Raw genomic sequence first — 17,079 nt, forward strand, 5'->3', positions numbered from 1 at the left:
GTTCAGTTCCCTTGCAGGCGCGATTCGCGGGTGAAGGTCCAGGTGCGTTTGATGACGATCACGTCGGTGTCGGCACGGATCTCCGGCGGGAAGGGCGCATAAGGGGCACCGAGCCGGACGATGCGCAGCGCCGCCTGGTCGAGCACCGGATGGCCGGAGGAGCGTTCGATGCGTGCCTCGAGCAGCTCGCCGTCGGCACCGATCGCCACCGACATGAGCAGGCTACCGTAGAGCTTGCCTCGGGCTTCCTCGGGGTAGTTGAGCGTGCCGATGCGCTCGACTTTCAGCCGCCAGTCTTCGATGTAGCGGGCGAAACGGTATTCCTTCACGTTGGCCCCGAAAAAGCGCCTGCGCGGTCCGTTCAGGGGCTGGTTCTTTTCGTCGAGCGCCGCATGCAGGCGGGCGATGCTCGCCGTCTGATCGAGCAGGTCCAGTCCGCTCGGGGTCGGAGTGCTGGGCCGAGTCTGCGGGGAATCGGACGCCGCTGTTTCGCCGTTGCGGCGGCTGAGCGTGGGTTTCGCCGGGGAGGGTTTCTCGCTGTGACGGGCGCGCGTCTCGACGGGGTTTTCCGTGGGAAATTCACGCTCGCGCGGCTTCTCAGTCGTGGTCGGCGTGGGCGCGTTTCGTTCGCTTCCTCCGCCGATCAGGGAAGACTGTCCGAGGATCTTGGCATCCGTTGGCGTTTCGCGGTTTCGTGCATTGACGAGCACGATCTCCAGACCCTCGTCTCGTTTGGCCGACGCGGAGGGTTCGGGAGGCGTGAATTCGAGGGCGAGCAACACGAGGTGCATGCTCACGGAGAGGAGCATGGCCCAGGCGAGGGGCCAGTGCCGGACCCGGCGCCATAGCCGTGGCAGCGCAGGAGCTGCAAAGGAGGGCAGGAAAGACGCGTTCATTGCACCGTGGTGGTGGGTTCGTCGGGCGCGGCTTCGGTCGCCTCACCTGGTCCGATGAGACGCCGGAATCGCAGTTTGAGTTCCAGGTCGATGAGTTCGGTGCTTTCCACTTCCAGCTCTACCCTGCAGCCGGGGTCGAGCGGCGGCAGGGAAGGAACTTTCACGACCAGCGGCAGGCGCTCGCAGCGTACGAGATCGTCGCGCAGCACCGCGGCGCCGAGCCGCGCGATGCGGTGCTGCCGTAGCCAGCGCAGGCACCAGTAGCGCTCCATGTGGCGCTGGAACTCCTGGTAAGAGAGATAGGCCGCCTCGAACTGGCGCACGATCGAGAGAAGCTCGGGGCTGCGCTCGGGGAAGGGCGCAGGGGTGCCGCGAACCGTAGCGATCAGCTGCATCTGGTTCACCAGATCGACGTAACGGCGCAAGGGGGAGCTCGACCAGGCGTAGCAATCGACGCCCAGTCCCTCATGGCTTTCGGCGGCCAGTGCCATGCGCACCTTGCCGCCGGCAGGCTGGACCCGATAGATGCCGGGCAGATCGTGCTCGGCCAGCCGCCGGCCCCAGGTCTGGTTGGTGAGGATGGCGAATTCGCTCACCAGTTTGTCGATGGGCGCCCCTCGCGGCCGCGGCGTGATCGTTACCCAGCCCGGCCCGTCTTCGGTCGTCACCGCCCAGTCGACATGGAAGATGTAATCCATCTGGTTCTGCGCCACGGATGCCTTGCCGCGCCCGGCTTCCAGCACCGTGGCCAGCTCCCAGAGCAGTTTCAACTCGGTTCGCCAGGGCAGATCCTCGGGCAAGGCGTCCTGCAGGGTTTCCTCGTTGAAGAAGGGTTCGAGCGCATGCAGGCGCAGATTGGCGGCGATGGGCACCCGTTCGAGCCGCGTCTCCATGCCCTGGATGGCGAGCGAGGCGTCTACGTCCAGATAGAGCGACAACGCCGGCGGAGTGTGCCCCTCGGCGAGAGTGAATCGTTCCACCACCGCCGGTGGGAGCATGGTGATCTTGCGCCCTGGCATATAGACCGTGGACATGCGGTTTCGGGCGATGGCATCGATCGTATCCCCGGGGGAGATTCCCAAGGCGGGGGCAGCGATGTGCACGCCGATGCGCCAGCCGCCGCCGGGGCGGGGCGAGACCGAGAATGCGTCGTCGATCTCGGTGGTAGACAGGTCGTCGATGGAGAATGCCTCGACGTCGGCCGTGGGCAAATCTTGCGGCAAGGCCGGCACGGCATGCTCGGGGAAATCGAGTCCGTCGGGAAAGGCCTCGAAGACGAAACGGCCAAAGTGATAGTCATGCGTCGAGGCGATCGCACCCACCGAAAGCAGCAGCTGGGCGGTCGAGCAGCGCAGGGCGACGCTGGCGGCTTCCAGCGCCTGGGTCTCTGGGCGGTTGCGATCGGGCCGGTAGAGAATCTGCGGCAATGCGGCGGCGATCTCTTCGGGCAGCTGCCCGGCCAGGAGCTCGTCGCGCATGCGCTCGATCGCCTCCTGACGCTTGCGTTTCTTTTCCAGGCCGGTGAGCGCCGCCTGCAGGATCTCGGGCGGAGCCTTCTGGAACCGCCCCTTGCCCTTGCGGTGAAAGTAGATCGGAGCAGCGTGCAGCCGCAGCAGCAGCGCGGCCGCGTCGACCGCGGAGGGCTCGGCGCCATGGTATTCGCGCGCAAAGTCGAGGAAGGAGAACTCGTCCTCCCCGCAGACTTCCCACAGGAAATCGACGTCCAGCGCTTCGGCCCGTGCCTGCGCTTCGTCGAGCAAGACCTGGGGCTGCGGCTCGTCGAAGCGTAGCAAAACCGCGTTACGCTTGACCTTCAGACGCCGCCCGGAGGGGAGCTCGACGTGCAGCGTGGTTTCTTGCTCGGAAACGACCGTGCCGGCCTTGAATGCGCCGGCGTCTTCGAAAAGGACGAACATGGAAATGACATCGTAGGGCGGAATCCAGTGCAGTTTACCCGAAATCCACGTCGGTGCCGCCGCCTTCGGGAGCTCAAGTTTTTTTCGCTACTGCCGATAACGAACGTATCGAGAGCGGCTGGGCGCGGCGGAGCGGGTCATCATGGGACGCGGAATCATGACGATACGATGGTGGAGACGTCTGCTCGTGCTGCTCGTGCTGGGTGCGCTTGGCACGGTGGCGCGAGCCGAATGGCAGACCGTGGCCCGTGACCGCGACCGCCTGGTGCAGATCGATCCGGATACGCTCATCCCTGCCGAAGGCGGGGTCAAAGTCGTCTGGGGGCGGGTGACGTTCAGCCCGGAAGAATCCCGACGGCGGGGTTATGCCGCGGTGAAGGCGCTCAACCGCTTCGACTGCCAGCGCCGTACCTACACCACGGTGAAGCGGGTGTATCTCGACGCGAACGATCTTCCCGTGGCCGAAGAGACGATCGAGAGGCCGCAACCGGCGCCGGTCTTGCCCGGTACGGTCGATGAGCGCCTGTGGATGGTAGTCTGTAGCCCCCCTTCGGCGGAAGCCTTGCAACGCATCGCCCAAGAGGTCCTCGCCTCGGCCGGTAGCGCCATGGAAGGAAACGGGACCAAGCCGTCTGTCGCCGCGCCTCCGGTCTTGCCCCTCGGGGTGGACCTCGTGGATCCGAAGTCTCTCCCGCCCGAAATCGCCGGTTTGCCGCTTCCCTCGCCACCTGGGGGCACTCCGATGCCGCAGCAGACACGGCCTACGCCCCCGGGGGCATCTCCACCGGTGCCTCCCCCGGCCCCTTCACGCCCGCCGCCGGGGCTGCTTTCCCCGCCGGTGGTCACTCCCGCTCCGGCACCGAGCCGAGCCGCCACGACTCCGCCTCCGCCGCGCAGGGTCGCGTCGGCCCGCGCCGTGCCGCGGCCCATGCCGGAGAAATGGACCTACGCCGACGGCCCGGCCGGTCCCGCCCGCTGGCACCTCCTCTCGCCCGACTGGCGCTTGTGCCGCGAGGGCAAGCGTCAATCCCCCATCGCGCTCGAAGGCGCCACGCCGGCCGATCTTCCGCCCCCTTTCTTCCGCTACCAACCCAGCCGCGTCGTCCTGAAGCAGGACAAAACGGGCTTGCTGCTCGAACCGGCGCGGGAACAGCGCCTGGGGTGGCAAGGAACGTGGTATCGGCTGGAGCGGATCGGCTGGCATCACCCCGGAGCGCACCGGCTCGGGATGCGGGTCGCTTTGGGAGAGATGGTTCTGCAGCATCGGGCGGAAGACGGCTCCCGGCTCTTCGTGGCGCTGCGCGTGGTCGCCGCCGAGCGCACCCATCCGCTGCTCGCCGCGCTGGCGGACTGGGCGGGGCAGGGAAGCGCCGCGCCGCGCGAATTGCCGCTCGACCTGCGCACGCTCGAGCCGGTCGACGTCTCTTACTTCACCTACGAGGGCTCCGAGCCTTGGCCGCCGTGCCGTGAAGACGTGCGCTGGATCGTCTTTCGCGAGCCGCTCGAGGCCATCCCCGCCGAGATCGCCCCGCTCACGCAAGGGCCGCGCACCAGCCGGCCGCTACAGCCGCGCCATGACCGGCCCCTGTTCGGCGTCGTGCGCTGAGTCGGTCTCACAGGTCGGAAGGCAGTGGCGGCTGGTCGGCGGCCTTGTCGAGCACCGCCAGCGCTGCGGATTTGTCGCTGGTTGCGGCAAGCTCGCGCAGACGCTGGAGGTAGAGGCGCTGCTCGTGCATCAGCAGACCGTCGTGAATCAGCTCGGCGTAGAGCCGGTTTTCCGAAACGCCCAAGGCCTCGGCCACCCGTTTGGCGCGCGCACGTTCGTCTTCATCGAGCCGCAGGGGATAGGAAGTCTTTGCCATCGTCGTTTTCTCCCTAGATGAGATCGGCGGCCATTCTTATCTTGTTGGCGGTCATGGGCAAACCGGCTCGTTCCAAAATGTCGGCAAATTCGCTCGGACCCGAACGAGGTTTTTTGCGACGGGCACGCATTTGCTTGAATGCCAAGATCGCCCCGATGGGATCCATATCCCACTGCTCGATGATGAAAGAATCGGGATCCGACAAGATGATCCCGTGTTCATTCAAGATGTCTCGTGGAAAGTCCTTGAAATTGAAAGTAACTATGTAATCTGCATTACAGGCGATGGCTGCGGCCAGGACGTGCGCGTCGTTCGGGTCAGGAAGATGGATACCTGGCACCAAGGGGCCCCAGGCCGATTCCGGGACCTCCCAGTCTTGGATGGCTTCTCGCATGCTGTCACGGCGGACCCCCAGTTTGCCGACGAGGTCTGGTCGCTGCCGCTCGAGCGCGCCCATCCACTCCTCCTCGATGCGTACGGTCCATTTGGCTGTGAATACCCCTTCCGCGGCCATGCTTACGAGGGCATCGGCTATTGCAATGGGGTACAGAACGCACGCATCCAGAATCGCTGTGTGAAGGGGGGAGACGATCATCAGTAGTCCAACCCCAACTCGCGCTCGTTTTCTGCCAGGCGTTCGAGCGCTTGCCGTTGCCTTGCCCGCATCTCCTTGGCGTACGCCAGAAGATCATCGAGGGCAACGCGCCGATGCGAGCCCACCTTGCGATACGGTAGGCGGCCGGCCTCCATCTCTTTGATGAGAAATGGGCGTGAGACATTGAGCAGATGCGCCGCTTGCACCGTCGTCAGCTCTTGAGTGCCCGGCATCAGCACGACGGTATGCCCCTCGCTCAAGGCCCCCAGCAACTGGCCGATCAACCTCAAGGTGGCCGGCGGCAGCTCGACGACGGGGGAAGAACCTCCCTCGTCCGTTCGCAAGGTGATCGTCGCGGCCCGCGCATGGTCCAGCGAGGCCATGATGCAGCGCTGAGCGGCCTTGGCCAGTTCCTTGTCCTCATCGGAAAGCAAAGGAGGGGAAACACGGTGAAGATGATCGAGGGTACGCATGGTTCGCTCCTGAAGCAGTGATCCTTGCCAACCTTAGCACAATAAGTGCAACAAGTGAAACGCCCTGCACCTAAATTGACGCTCGAGGCGTTCCTGGAATGCCGACGATGAGTCTTTTTCCGCGCAGCGCCTCACACGGCAGGCCGTCCCGATCACGACCCCGCGCTCCCACGTCGCAGCCTCGAGGAACGCTATAGATCGGAGGGAAGTGGCGGCTGGTCGGCGGCCTTGTCGAGCACCGCAAGCGCTGCGGATTGGTTGCTCGCCGCGGCCAGCAGCGCGAGCAATTCCTCGCCCCATCGCTCCCGTTTGCGCGCACCGATTCCTTCGATGTCGGCGAGTTCCGCGAGCGTTGCCGGGGCGCGGCGCGCGAGTTCGCGCAGGGTCTTGTCGTGGAAGATCACGTAGGCCGGCACGCCGTCGGCCTGGGCCTGCTGCAGGCGCCAGCGCCGCAGACGCTCGAAACGCGCCTGCTCGGCTGGCGAGAGGGCGTCGGTTGGCGGCACCGTAGCCGCGGTCGCGCCCCGTGCCGAGCCTTTGGGCGTCGCGCGAGGCAAGGCGAGAAAGAACGGCTCCTCGCCGCGCAGCAGGGGCCTCGCGCGGGGCGTGAGCATCAGGGCGCGATGCCGCTCGAAGTCGATCGAGAGCCGGCCGCGCAACAGCAGCTCGTCGAATACCGCCTGCCAGGTCTCGACGGGTAGATCGACCCCCAGGCCGTAGGTGCTCACCCGGTCGTGCCCGCGGCGCACCACCGCCTCGGTGGCGTGACCGCGCAGCACGTCGATGAGGTGCGCCGCGCCGTAGCGCTGGCCGGTGCGATAGACGGTGGAGAGCGCCTTGCGCGCCGCGTCCGTCGCCTCCCACGGCCGCACCGGCGCGAGGCACCGGTCGCAGCGCCCGCAGGGGCCGACGGTCTCGCCGAAATAGGCGAGGATCGCCTGCCGCCGGCAGCCGGTGCCCGCGACCATGTCCACCAGCGTGTCCAGCCGCCGGTGTGCCATCTCCTTTTGCTCCGGCAGCATGTCGGAGGTCTCGATCATGTGCCGATGCCACACCGCGTCCTCGCCGCTCCACAGGAGATGGGCTTGCGCCGGTTCGCCGTCGCGGCCGGCGCGTCCCGTCTCCTGATAGTAGCCTTCGAGCGAGCGCGGCAGATCCAGGTGGGCGACGAATCGCACGTCCGGCTTGTCGATGCCCATGCCGAAGGCGATGGTCGCCGTCATCACCAGGCCGTCCTCGGCAAGGAAGCGCCGCTGGTGGCGCTCGCGCACCTCGTGCGTGAGCCCGGCGTGGTAGGGCAACGCCGGGATGCCCCGCTCGTTCAGCCAGCGGGCGAGTTTCTCCGTCTTGCCGCGCGACAGACAATAGACGATGCCGCCGCCCTCCGGCTGGCGTCGCAGGAAGGCAAGGAGCTGCGCCCGTCCGTCGCCGCGCTTGCGCTCGGCGGCGTAGAAGAGGTTGGGGCGATCGAAACTGGTGATGAAGCGGCGCGCCTCGTGCAGCGCCAGGCGCGCGGCGATCTCCTCGCGGGCCGCCGCGTCGGCCGTAGCGGTGAGCGCGATGCGCGGCACCCGGGGGTAGCGCGCCGGCAGCATCGCCAGGTGCAGATAGTCGGGACGGAAGTCGTGCCCCCACTGCCACACGCAGTGGGCTTCGTCGATGGCAAAGAGCGCAATCGCCCCCTGCGCGGCGAGCGCATCCAATAGCTCGAGGAAACGGCGCGTCTGCAGCCGCTCCGGTGCGCAATAGAGGAGCTTCACCCGCCCCTCGCGGGTCGCGCGCTCGATCGACTCGGCTTCTTCCGGGGCGATGCCCGAGTGCAGCGCCGCCGCGGCCACGCCGTTCTCTCGCAGCGCCGCCACTTGATCCTCCATCAGCGCGATGAGCGGCGAGATCACCACCCCCACGCCTTCGCGCAGCAGCGCCGGCAGCTGATAGCACAGCGACTTCCCGCCGCCCGTGGGCATCAACACCAGCGCGTCGCCGCCGCGCGCCACGTGCGCCACGATCTCGGCCTGCGGTCCGCGAAAGCGCGCATGCCCGAAGACACGGGCGAGCAGCGCCTGCATGCGCGCGGCGAGCGCCGCGTCTTCCGATTCCGCTACGGACGCGCTCATCGTCTCGACGCTATTCGGGACGATAGAGCTCGGCTCCGCTGCGCACGAATTCGTCCGCCTTTTCCTCCAGGCCCGCGGCGAGCGCCGCCTCTGCGGAGAGCGCTTTCTCCTCGGCGTAGATGCGAACTTCCTGCGTGATCTTCATCGAGCAGAATTTCGGCCCGCACATCGAGCAGAAATGCGCCACCTTGGCCGATTCCTTGGGCAGCGTCTCGTCGTGGAATTCGCGCGCCTTGTCCGGGTCGAGCGAGAGGTTGAACTGGTCCTGCCAGCGGAACTCGAAGCGCGCCTTGGAGAGCGCATTGTCGCGGATCTGCGCCCCCGGATGCCCCTTGGCGAGATCGGCCGCGTGCGCCGCGAGCTTGTAGGTGACGATGCCTTCCTTCACGTCGGTCTTGTTCGGCAGCCCCAGGTGCTCTTTGGGCGTGACGTAGCACAGCATCGCCGTGCCGTACCAGCCGATCTGCGCCGCGCCGATGGCGCTGGTGATGTGATCGTACCCGGGGGCGATGTCGGTGGTGAGCGGCCCGAGCGTGTAGAACGGCGCCTCGTCGCACCATTCGAGCTCCTTCTCCATGTTCTCCCGGATGAGCTGCATCGGCACGTGTCCCGGCCCCTCGATCATCACCTGCACGTCGTGTTTCCAGGCGATGCGGGTGAGTTCTCCCAGCGTCTTCAGCTCCGCCAGCTGCGCCTCGTCGTTCGCGTCGTAGATCGAACCGGGGCGCAGCCCGTCGCCCAGCGAGAAGGCCACGTCATAGGCCTTCAGGATCTCGCAGATCTCCTCGAAGTGCGTATAGAGAAAATTCTCCCGGTGGTGCGCCAGGCACCACTTCGCCAAAATCGAACCTCCGCGCGAGACGATCCCCGTGAGGCGCTGGGCGGTGAGCGGGATGTGGGCGAGCCGCACGCCGGCGTGGATGGTGAAGTAATCCACCCCCTGCTCGGCCTGCTCGATGAGCGTGTCGCGGAAGAGCTCCCAGGTGAGCTCCTCGGCCTTGCCGTCGACTTTCTCCAGCGCCTGGTAGATGGGCACCGTGCCGATCGGCACGGGCGAATTGCGGATGATCCACTCGCGCGTCTCGTGGATGTGGCGGCCGGTGGAGAGATCCATCACCGTATCGGCCCCCCAGCGGATCGCCCAGGTCATCTTGTCGACTTCCTCCTGGATGTCGGAGGCGAGCGCCGAGTTGCCGATGTTGGCATTCACTTTCACCAGGAAGTTGCGCCCGATGATCATCGGCTCGGATTCGGGGTGATTGATGTTGGCCGGAATGATCGCCCGGCCGGCGGCCACTTCCGCGCGCACGAATTCCGGCGTGATCTCCTCGGGGATGTGCGCCCCGAAACGCTGCCCCGGATGCTGGCGCGCGAGGATCTGCGCGAGGCGCTCGCCGCGCGGCCCGCTTCGCGCCAGCGCCTCGAGATACGCCCGGCGGTTTTGGTTCTCGCGGATGGCGATGAACTCCATCTCGGGCGTGACGAGGCCGCGGCGCGCGTAGTGCAGCTGCGTCACGTTGGCCCCGGGCTTGGCGCGGCGCGGCGTGCGCGCAAGGCCCGGAAAGCGCAGCCCGGCGGTGGCGGGGTCCCGCAGGCGCGCCCGCGCGTGTGCACTCGTCGGGCCGGGCAGTTCCTCGGTATCGCCACGCTCCTCGATCCAAGCCCGGCGCAGCGGCGGCAGACCCCGGCGGATGTCGACGTGCGCATCGGGATCGGTGTAGGGGCCGGAAGTATCGTAGACGTAGATCGGCGGGTTGGGCTCAGCGCCGAAGGAAGCCGGCGTGTCCGCCTGCCGGATCTCCCGCATGGGCACGCGCAGGTCGGGGCGCGAGCCCTGCACGTAGATCTTGCGCGAATTGGGGAAAGGCTGGACCGCGGCGGCGTCGACGCGCGCGCTCGCGGCGAAAAAATGGTCTCTGGCGTTCATGGGCGCGCTCTCTGTATGGGGCCGGGCGACATGCCCGTCGGCCCATTATAGCCAGAGCGCGTGGAAGTGATGCAGCGGCCCGTGCCCGTGGCCGACCGCGAGCGCGCCGCTCGCCGCGATCGCGCCCTGGAGATAGCGATGTGCCTCGGAGACCACCTCGCGCATCGCCGTGTCGGTGCGCGGCGCGCCGGCGCGGGCGGCGAGCGCCGCAATCGCCGCGGCGTAGGTGCAGCCGGTGCCGTGGGTGTTCTTCGTCGCCGCCTTGGGAGCGACGAATTCGTGCAGGTGCTCGCCGTCGAAGAGCAGATCCACGAGTTCGCTCCCCGGCAGGTGCCCGCCCTTCAGGAGCACCCAGTGCCCGTCGTCGGTGGGCAGGAGCGCGCGCAGCGCCTCGGCCGCGCGGATCATCTCGCGCCGGCTCTCCGGCGCCGTGCGCCCCAGCAGCACCGCCGCCTCCGGCAGGTTGGGCGTGATCACGGTAGCAAGCGGCAGCAGCGCCTCCACGAGCGCGCCCACCGCCTGCCGGTCGAGCAGGGCATCCCCGCTCTTTGCGACCATCACGGGGTCGACCACCAAAATGGGGCTCTGCCCCTGTGCCCGCCAGTGGGCGAGCCGCTCGGCGACGGTCTCGATCACCGCCGCGGTGGCGAGCATCCCCGTCTTGGCGGCGGCGATCGCCACGTCGTCGAAGAGCGTGTCGAGCTGCGCGCGCAGAAACTCCGCCGGCGGCACGTGCACCGCGCGCACGCCCCGGGTGTTCTGCGCCGTGAGCGCCGCCACCACGCCGCAGCCGTAGGTGCGCAGCGCCGCGAAGGTCTTGAGATCGGCGTAGAGGCCGGGGCCGCCGGAAGGGTCGATGCCGGCAATCGAGAGCACGTTGGGCACGGCCTCAGGCATGGGCAGGCACTCCCGCGCCCGCGGCCTGCGTGAGCCAGGCGCGCAGTTTCTTGATCGCCGCCGCCTCGATCTGGCGGATGCGCTCGGCCGAGACGCCGTACTCCGCCGCCAGCGCCTGCAGCGTCTCCGGCTCCTCGGCCAGCCAGCGCCGGCGCACGATGTCGGCGCTGCGCGCATCGAGCCGCGCGAGCGCTGCGCGCAACCCCTCGTCGGCGAGCCAGTGCGCCTCGGCTTCCAGCACCGCCTCCTCGGGCGTCGCCCCCGGATCGGGCAGATAGGCGATCGGCGCGGGCAGCGCGTCTTCCTCGCTTTCCCCTGTGGGTGCCTCCAGCGGCACCTCCGCCCCGGCAAAGCGCGCCTCCATCTCCAGCACCTCTTCGGGCTTCACCCCGAGCTCGTCGGCGATCGCCCGCGCCTCGGCCGGCTGCAGCGCGTTGCTCGAGCCTTTCAGGCGGCGCAGGTTGAAGAAGAGCTTGCGCTGCGCCTTGGTGGTGGCGATTTTCACCAGACGCCAGTTGCGCACGATGAACTCGTGGATCTCCGCCTTGATCCAGTGCACCGCAAAGGTGACGAGCCGCACGCCGCGGGTCTCGTCGAAGCGGCGCACCGCCTTCATCAGCCCCACGTTGCCCTCCTGGATGAGGTCGGCCTCAGGCAGACCGTAGCCGAAATACTGCCGGGCGATCGCCACCACGTAGCGCAGGTGCGCCAACACCAGGCGCCGTGCCGCCTCCAGATCGCGCTCCAGCCGCCAGCGGCGCGCCAGTTCCCTCTCTTCCTCGGCGGAGAGCGGCGGGATGCTGCGCACCGCCCGCACGTACTGCTCCAGGCTGGAGACGGGGCTCGGCAAGCCCGGCGCGTATCCCAGCGGTACGACCGCGTTCCTCGTCATTGCGCTCCTCCGTTCGGATTCCTGTGTCGTCGTATCGAATTTAGCACTCGATGCCTGAGAGTGCCAAGCGTCCCTGGGGGTTCCGCGTTGTTGCATCGGTGCAACAAGAATGCGCGTTTCTTCCGAGGATTCGCATTCGGGCTCTTGTCAAGGGCTCGGGGCGTGCGCAACAATGCATCTCAAGCTTCGCCGACGGTGGTGATGCTTTTGGGTGGGCGGAGCGGTTCCGCCCCAAACGGGCTTCCTTCTTGCAAGAGAGGAGAAATACGATGCAAAAGAAACTGATCGCACTGGCGGTGGCGGGCCTCGTCTCGGCGCCGGTGTTCGCCCAGTCGAACATCCAGGTCTACGGCGTGGCCGACGCCTACATGCAGTTCGGCGACTTGGCGGGTGAGGACACGATGGGCGTCGGCTCCGGCGGTCTGGCGGGTAGCCGTCTCGGCTTCCGCGGCGAGGAAGACCTCGGCAGCGGCCTGAAGGCTGTGTTCGTGCTGGAGCAGGGCTTCAACATCGACACGGGCAAATCGGCCGCGATGTCGAGTGATGATGATAAAGCGAACAGAGGTAGCCAGGCTTTCACCCGCCAGGCCTACGTCGGCCTGAAGGGCAACTTCGGTCAGGTCGCGTTGGGCCGTCAATACGCCCCGGGTTACTTCACGGCCGACTACGACGCGCTGCTGAACGCCTCCATCAGCCCGATGAGCCTGCTGTCCAACTTCGCCGGTCTCACCATCACCCCGAACTCCGCGGCGCGCTGGAACAACTCGGTCACCTACAACGGCACGTTCCAGTCGGTGAGTCTGGCCGGTATCTACTCGGCGGGTAATCGGGAAGTCGACATGAAAGGTGGTCCGGACTACACCGACGACGACAAGTACGGCGTCTCGCTGAAGTACGACAACGGCCCGTTGAAGGTTGGTGGCATTTATCAGGCGGTGAAGTTCAAGGATGTTGCCGACGAAACCCAGAATGAATGGTTGCTCGGTGCCTCCTACAACTTTGGCATGGCCACGCTCGCCGGTTCCTACCAGCAGGGCCGCGACGTGCTCGGCATCAAGGACTTCGACGTCGATCTGTGGCAGGTCGGCGTGATCGTGCCGGTGGGTACGGGCAACATCCACGTCGCCTACGCCCAGGCGGACGTCGATAAAGCGGGGAGTATGACCTCCAGCGCCGATCCCAAGTCCTTCACCGTCGCCTACACCCATGCGCTCTCCAAGCGCACCACCGGCTACGTCGGCTACACCAAGGTCGATTATGATGACCTGACGGTGTCAGGTGGTCAGCCTTCTACTGAAAAAATGGGCGACACCGACCTCTTCTACGTCGGTCTCAACCACCGCTTCTGATCCAGCCTAGCCGCAAGGCGAGTCTGATCCAGGGAAGGGAAGAGGGTCGCACCTCTTCCCTTTTTTTCGTGCGCCCGGGCTCCTGGGTGTGCGCTCGCCGTATCGAGACGGCGGAAGTTTCCGCGGCTCGGCGTTCGTTTCCTGGATCCGCTCGTTGCGTCGCGCCGGGGGCCGACACGATGAAATGCTCTCCTTCATGCTTGGCGCGAGTCCTCGCGCCGTGCGCCTTGCTCTTCGCCGCCTTGCCGGGGTGGGCGGAGGAATCCGTGGTCTACCGCTGCACCGCTGCCGACGGTAGCATCCGCTTCGAGGCGAACCCCTGCGGCCCCGATGCCACGGCGGTCACCCTGCGTCCGTCGCCGGCTGCACCGCCGGCAGCGACGAAAAAGACGCGCGAGACGGTGGCCGAATCACCGCAGTCCTTTGCCCTGCGCCAGCAGCGGCTCGCGCAGATCGAGGGTGAGCTGCGCGATCTGGCGCGTGAGCGCGAGGCGCTGCGCGCCCGCCACGCCGACGAGCGCATGGCGCTGGCGGTGCGGGAGGCCCCCGCCGACCTGAAACCCGCCCAGCGCGCGGCGTTCGAGAAAGCCCGGGTGCGTGAGCGCGAAGGGGTGGAGCGGCGGCAAGTGAAGGAGATGGAGCTGCTCGAGCGCCGCGCGGCTCGCCTGGAGCGGGAACGCACGCGGCTGCTGCAGCCTGCGGGCCGCTGACATCCATCGTCGGGTAGGGCCGGGTGCATGATGCGCGCGCCGGCCTGCTCCAAGCCATCGGCGAGGCCGTTCTTTTCGGTTGACGTTGACGTCAACGTCATCTTCGCGCTACATTCCCGTTCGAGAAACCGCATCGAACGAGGAGGGACATTTCATGAGCGATCCGCACATCCAGCAAAAAATCGCCCCGTACAAGCCGAAGAACAAAGTGCGCTTCGTCACCGCGGCGGCGCTCTTCGACGGGCACGACGCTTCGATCAACATCATGCGCCGCATCCTGCAGGCGACGGGCTGCGAGGTGATCCACCTGGGGCACAACCGTTCGGCGGGCGAGATCGTGCGCGCGGCGCTGCAGGAGGACGTGCAGGGCATCGCCGTGACGAGTTACCAGGGCGGACACGTCGAGTTCTTCAAGTACATGGTCGATCTGCTGCGGGCGAACGGCGGGGAGAAGATCAAGGTGTTCGGCGGCGGCGGCGGGGTGATCGTGCCGCCCGAGATCCGCGAGCTCGAGGCCTACGGGGTGGAGCGCATCTATTCGCCCGAGGACGGCGCCCGCCTGGGGCTGCAGGGCATGATCAACGACGTGGTCCGGCGCGCCGACTTCGACCTCAGCCATGAGGCGCCGGCGACGCTCGAGGCGATCCTCGAGCGCTTGGGGCAGGGGGACTGGCGCACGCTCGCGCGCGTGATCACGGCGCTGGAGAACGACGCCTATCCCGATTCCATCCGCCGGGGGCTGCTGGAGGCGGCCGCTTCGCTGCGCGTGCCCACGCTCGGCATCACCGGCACCGGCGGGGCGGGCAAGAGCTCGCTCACCGACGAGCTGGTGCGCCGCTTCCGGCTGGATCAGGGGGATCGGCTGAAGATCGCCGTCATCTCCATCGACCCCTCGCGCAAGCGCACCGGCGGGGCGTTGCTGGGCGATCGCATCCGCATGAATTCGATCGAGCACGAGAACATCTACATGCGCTCGCTCGCCACGCGCGACACCGGCAGCGAGGTGTCGCGTTCGCTCAGGGAGGTGATCGCCGCCTGCAAGCTCACCGGCTACGATCTCGTCATCGTCGAGACTTCCGGCATCGGCCAGGGGGACGCGGCCATCGTGCCGTACGTGGACACCTCGCTCTACGTGATGACGCCGGAGTTCGGCGCCGCGAGCCAGCTCGAGAAGATCGACATGCTCGATTTCGCCGATTTCGTGGCGATCAACAAGTTCGACCGCAAAGGGGCGGAGGATGCGTTGCGCGACGTGCGCAAGCAGTATCAGCGCAACCGCGAGCTCTTCCATCTGGCCCCGGAAGAGATGCCCGTGTTCGGCACCATGGCCTCGCGTTTCAACGACGACGGCGTCACCGCGCTCTACCAGGCCATGCTGCCGCGGCTGGTGGCGCAGGGGTTGAAGGCGGAGATTCCGGGCAAGCTGCCGTTGGTGTCGGTGCGCGCGTCCAGCAAGGGGCGGGCCATCATCCCGCCCGAGCGCACCCGCTATCTGGCCGAGATCGCGCAGACGGTGCGCGACTATCACCGCCAGGTGCAGGCGCAGGCGCGCATCGCCCGCGAGCGCCAGTCGCTGCGCATCGCCAAGGCGCTCTTCGCGCAGTGCGGCAAGCCGGCCGAGCACTTCGACGAGCTCATCGCGTGGAAAGATGGGGAGCTCACGCCGCACGCCAAGAAACTGCTCGAGCAGTGGCCGACCCTGCGCGAGCTCTACGCCCAGGACGAGTACGTGGTGAAGATCCGCGACAAGGAGATCCGCACCCGGCTCTATCACGAGTCGCTCTCGGGCAACAAGATCCGCAAGGTGGCGCTGCCCCAGTTCGAGGATGAGGGCGAGGTGCTCAAATTCCTCATGAAGGAGAACGTGCCCGGCTCTTTCCCCTACACCGCCGGGGTCTTCGCCTTCAAGCGCGAGAACGAGGATCCGACACGCATGTTCGCTGGCGAGGGCGACCCCTTCCGCACCAACCGGCGTTTCCGTGCGCTCACCGAAGGAATGCCGGCGGCGCGGCTCTCCACCGCCTTCGATTCGGTCACCCTCTACGGCTGCGATCCGGACGAGCGGCCCGACATCTACGGCAAGATCGGCAATTCGGGCGTGTCGGTGGCCACGCTCGACGACATGAAGGTGCTCTACTCGGGATTCGACCTGTGCGCGCCCAACACTTCGGTGTCGATGACCATCAACGGGCCCGCGCCGATGATCCTGGCGATGTTCTTCAACACCGCCATCGACCAGCAGATCGACAAGTTCCGCGAGCAGAACGGGCGCGAACCCACGGAAGAAGAGGCGGAGAAGATCAAGGAGTGGGTGCTCTCCACGGTGCGCGGCACGGTGCAGGCCGACATCCTGAAGGAAGACCAGGGCCAGAACACCTGCATCTTCTCCACCGAGTTCGCCCTGAAACTGATGGGCGACATCCAGGAGTACTTCGTCCATCACGACGTGCGCAACTTCTATTCGGTGTCGATCTCGGGCTATCACATCGCCGAGGCCGGCGCCAACCCGATCACCCAGCTCGCCTTCACGCTCGCCAACGGGTTTACCTACGTGGAAAGCTATCTGGCGCGCGGCATGCACATCGACGACTTCGCGCCCAACCTCTCCTTCTTCTTCAGCAACGGCATGGATCCGGAGTATTCGGTGATCGGGCGCGTGGCGCGGCGCATCTGGGCGATCGCGATGAAGCATCGCTACGGAGCCAACGAGCGCAGCCAGAAGCTGAAGTACCACATCCAGACTTCGGGCCGCTCGCTGCACGCGCAGGAGATGGACTTCAACGACATCCGCACCACGCTGCAGGCGCTCATCGCCATCTACGACAACTGCAACAGCCTGCACACCAACGCCTACGACGAGGCGATCACCACGCCCACGGAGGAGTCGGTGCGCCGGGCGATGGCCATTCAGCTCATCATCAACCGCGAGTGGGGGCTGGCGAAGAACGAGAACCCGAACCAGGGCAGTTTCATCATCGAGGAGCTCACCGACCTCGTGGAAGAGGAGGTGCTGCGCGAATTCGAGCGTCTGGCCGAACGCGGCGGGGTGCTCGGGGCGATGGAGACGGGCTATCAGCGCAGCAAGATCCAGGAAGAATCGCTCCATTACGAGCAGAAGAAACACGACGGCAGCCTGCCCATCATCGGCGTCAATACCTTCCGCAATCCGAAGGGCGACGTCATCCCCGAGAAGCTCGAGCTCGCGCGCTCGACCGAGGAAGAAAAGCAAAGCCAGCTGCGCCGCCTGCGCGAATTCCACGAGCGCAACCGCGAGGAGGCGCCGAAGTGGCTCGCCAAGGTCAAGGAGACGGCCATGGCCGGGGGGAACGTTTTCGAGGTGCTGATGGACGCGGTGCGCTACTGCTCGCTGGGGCAGCTGTCGCAGGCACTCTACGAGGTGGGCGGGCAGTACCGCCGTAGTATGTGAGTGTGCGGCGCCCGGGAC

General features: G+C 66.8%; 13 protein-coding genes. 4 read left to right on the forward strand and 9 right to left on the reverse strand.

What is annotated here, in order from left to right; translation table 11 throughout:
- Positions 1–2: 2 nt before the first annotated feature.
- Together GV368_RS06685 and GV368_RS06690 are read right to left on the reverse strand one after the other, a co-directional pair.
- A complete protein-coding gene (locus GV368_RS06685) occupies positions 3–896 on the reverse strand; it encodes an energy transducer TonB (protein ID WP_169115974.1) in 894 nt (297 codons plus the stop codon).
- Positions 893–2,812: a ribonuclease catalytic domain-containing protein gene (locus GV368_RS06690; protein ID WP_169115975.1), complete on the reverse strand. Its 1,920-nt coding sequence runs from the start codon at positions 2,810–2,812 to the stop codon at positions 893–895. Before GV368_RS06690 ends, GV368_RS06685 begins: the two co-directional genes overlap by 4 nt.
- Before the next feature lie 142 nt (positions 2,813–2,954).
- On the opposite strand from GV368_RS06690, the gene GV368_RS06695 reads away from it, so the two are divergent.
- Positions 2,955–4,418, forward strand: a complete 1,464-nt coding sequence (locus GV368_RS06695) for a surface-adhesin E family protein (RefSeq protein ID WP_169115976.1) — start codon at positions 2,955–2,957, stop codon at positions 4,416–4,418.
- Positions 4,419–4,425: 7 nt separating this feature from the next.
- Here the strand turns inward: GV368_RS06695 and GV368_RS06700 are convergent, their stop codons facing one another.
- From GV368_RS06700 to rpoH, 7 genes are all read right to left on the reverse strand, one after another.
- Positions 4,426–4,674 carry a hypothetical protein gene (locus tag GV368_RS06700; RefSeq protein ID WP_169115977.1) on the reverse strand — a complete coding sequence of 83 codons (249 nt, stop codon included), beginning with the start codon at positions 4,672–4,674 and terminating at the stop codon, positions 4,426–4,428.
- A 13-nt stretch (positions 4,675–4,687) separates the two neighbouring features.
- Complete coding sequence (locus GV368_RS06705; RefSeq protein ID WP_142805147.1) at positions 4,688–5,269, reverse strand: PIN domain-containing protein; 582 nt, start codon at positions 5,267–5,269, stop codon at positions 4,688–4,690.
- On the reverse strand, positions 5,269–5,742 hold the full coding sequence (locus GV368_RS06710) for a helix-turn-helix domain-containing protein (protein ID WP_142805148.1): 474 nt from the start codon (positions 5,740–5,742) through the stop codon (positions 5,269–5,271). The genes GV368_RS06705 and GV368_RS06710 overlap by 1 nt, the downstream gene beginning before the upstream one ends.
- Positions 5,743–5,933: 191 nt before the next feature.
- Positions 5,934–7,859 (reverse strand): DNA helicase RecQ, encoded by a 1,926-nt coding sequence (recQ, locus tag GV368_RS06715; RefSeq protein WP_169115978.1) that lies wholly within the window; start codon positions 7,857–7,859, stop codon positions 5,934–5,936.
- A 10-nt stretch (positions 7,860–7,869) separates the two neighbouring features.
- Entirely contained in the window at positions 7,870–9,786 is a 1,917-nt protein-coding gene (gene thiC / locus GV368_RS06720) for a phosphomethylpyrimidine synthase ThiC (RefSeq protein ID WP_169115979.1), read from the reverse strand.
- Positions 9,787–9,831: 45 nt separating this feature from the next.
- Positions 9,832–10,683, reverse strand: a complete 852-nt coding sequence (thiD, locus tag GV368_RS06725) for a bifunctional hydroxymethylpyrimidine kinase/phosphomethylpyrimidine kinase (RefSeq protein WP_169115980.1) — start codon at positions 10,681–10,683, stop codon at positions 9,832–9,834.
- A complete protein-coding gene (rpoH, locus tag GV368_RS06730) occupies positions 10,676–11,575 on the reverse strand; it encodes an RNA polymerase sigma factor RpoH (protein WP_169115981.1) in 900 nt (299 codons plus the stop codon). The genes thiD and rpoH overlap by 8 nt, the downstream gene beginning before the upstream one ends.
- Before the next feature lie 269 nt (positions 11,576–11,844).
- Here rpoH and GV368_RS06735 point away from each other — a divergent pair, with 269 nt between their 5' ends.
- The 3 genes from GV368_RS06735 (at position 11,845) to icmF (ending at position 17,061) form a co-directional block, all read left to right on the forward strand.
- Entirely contained in the window at positions 11,845–12,924 is a 1,080-nt protein-coding gene (locus GV368_RS06735) for a porin (RefSeq protein ID WP_169115982.1), read from the forward strand.
- Positions 12,925–13,124: 200 nt separating this feature from the next.
- Positions 13,125–13,634, forward strand: coding sequence for a DUF4124 domain-containing protein (locus GV368_RS06740; protein WP_169115983.1), 510 nt, complete (start codon positions 13,125–13,127; stop codon positions 13,632–13,634).
- A gap of 154 nt (positions 13,635–13,788) precedes the next feature.
- Positions 13,789–17,061, forward strand: a complete 3,273-nt coding sequence (icmF, locus tag GV368_RS06745) for a fused isobutyryl-CoA mutase/GTPase IcmF (protein ID WP_169115984.1) — start codon at positions 13,789–13,791, stop codon at positions 17,059–17,061.
- Positions 17,062–17,079: the final 18 nt, after the last annotated feature.

Source organism: Tepidiphilus baoligensis, from assembly GCF_012911495.1.
Classification (GTDB): domain Bacteria; phylum Pseudomonadota; class Gammaproteobacteria; order Burkholderiales; family Rhodocyclaceae; genus Tepidiphilus; species Tepidiphilus olei.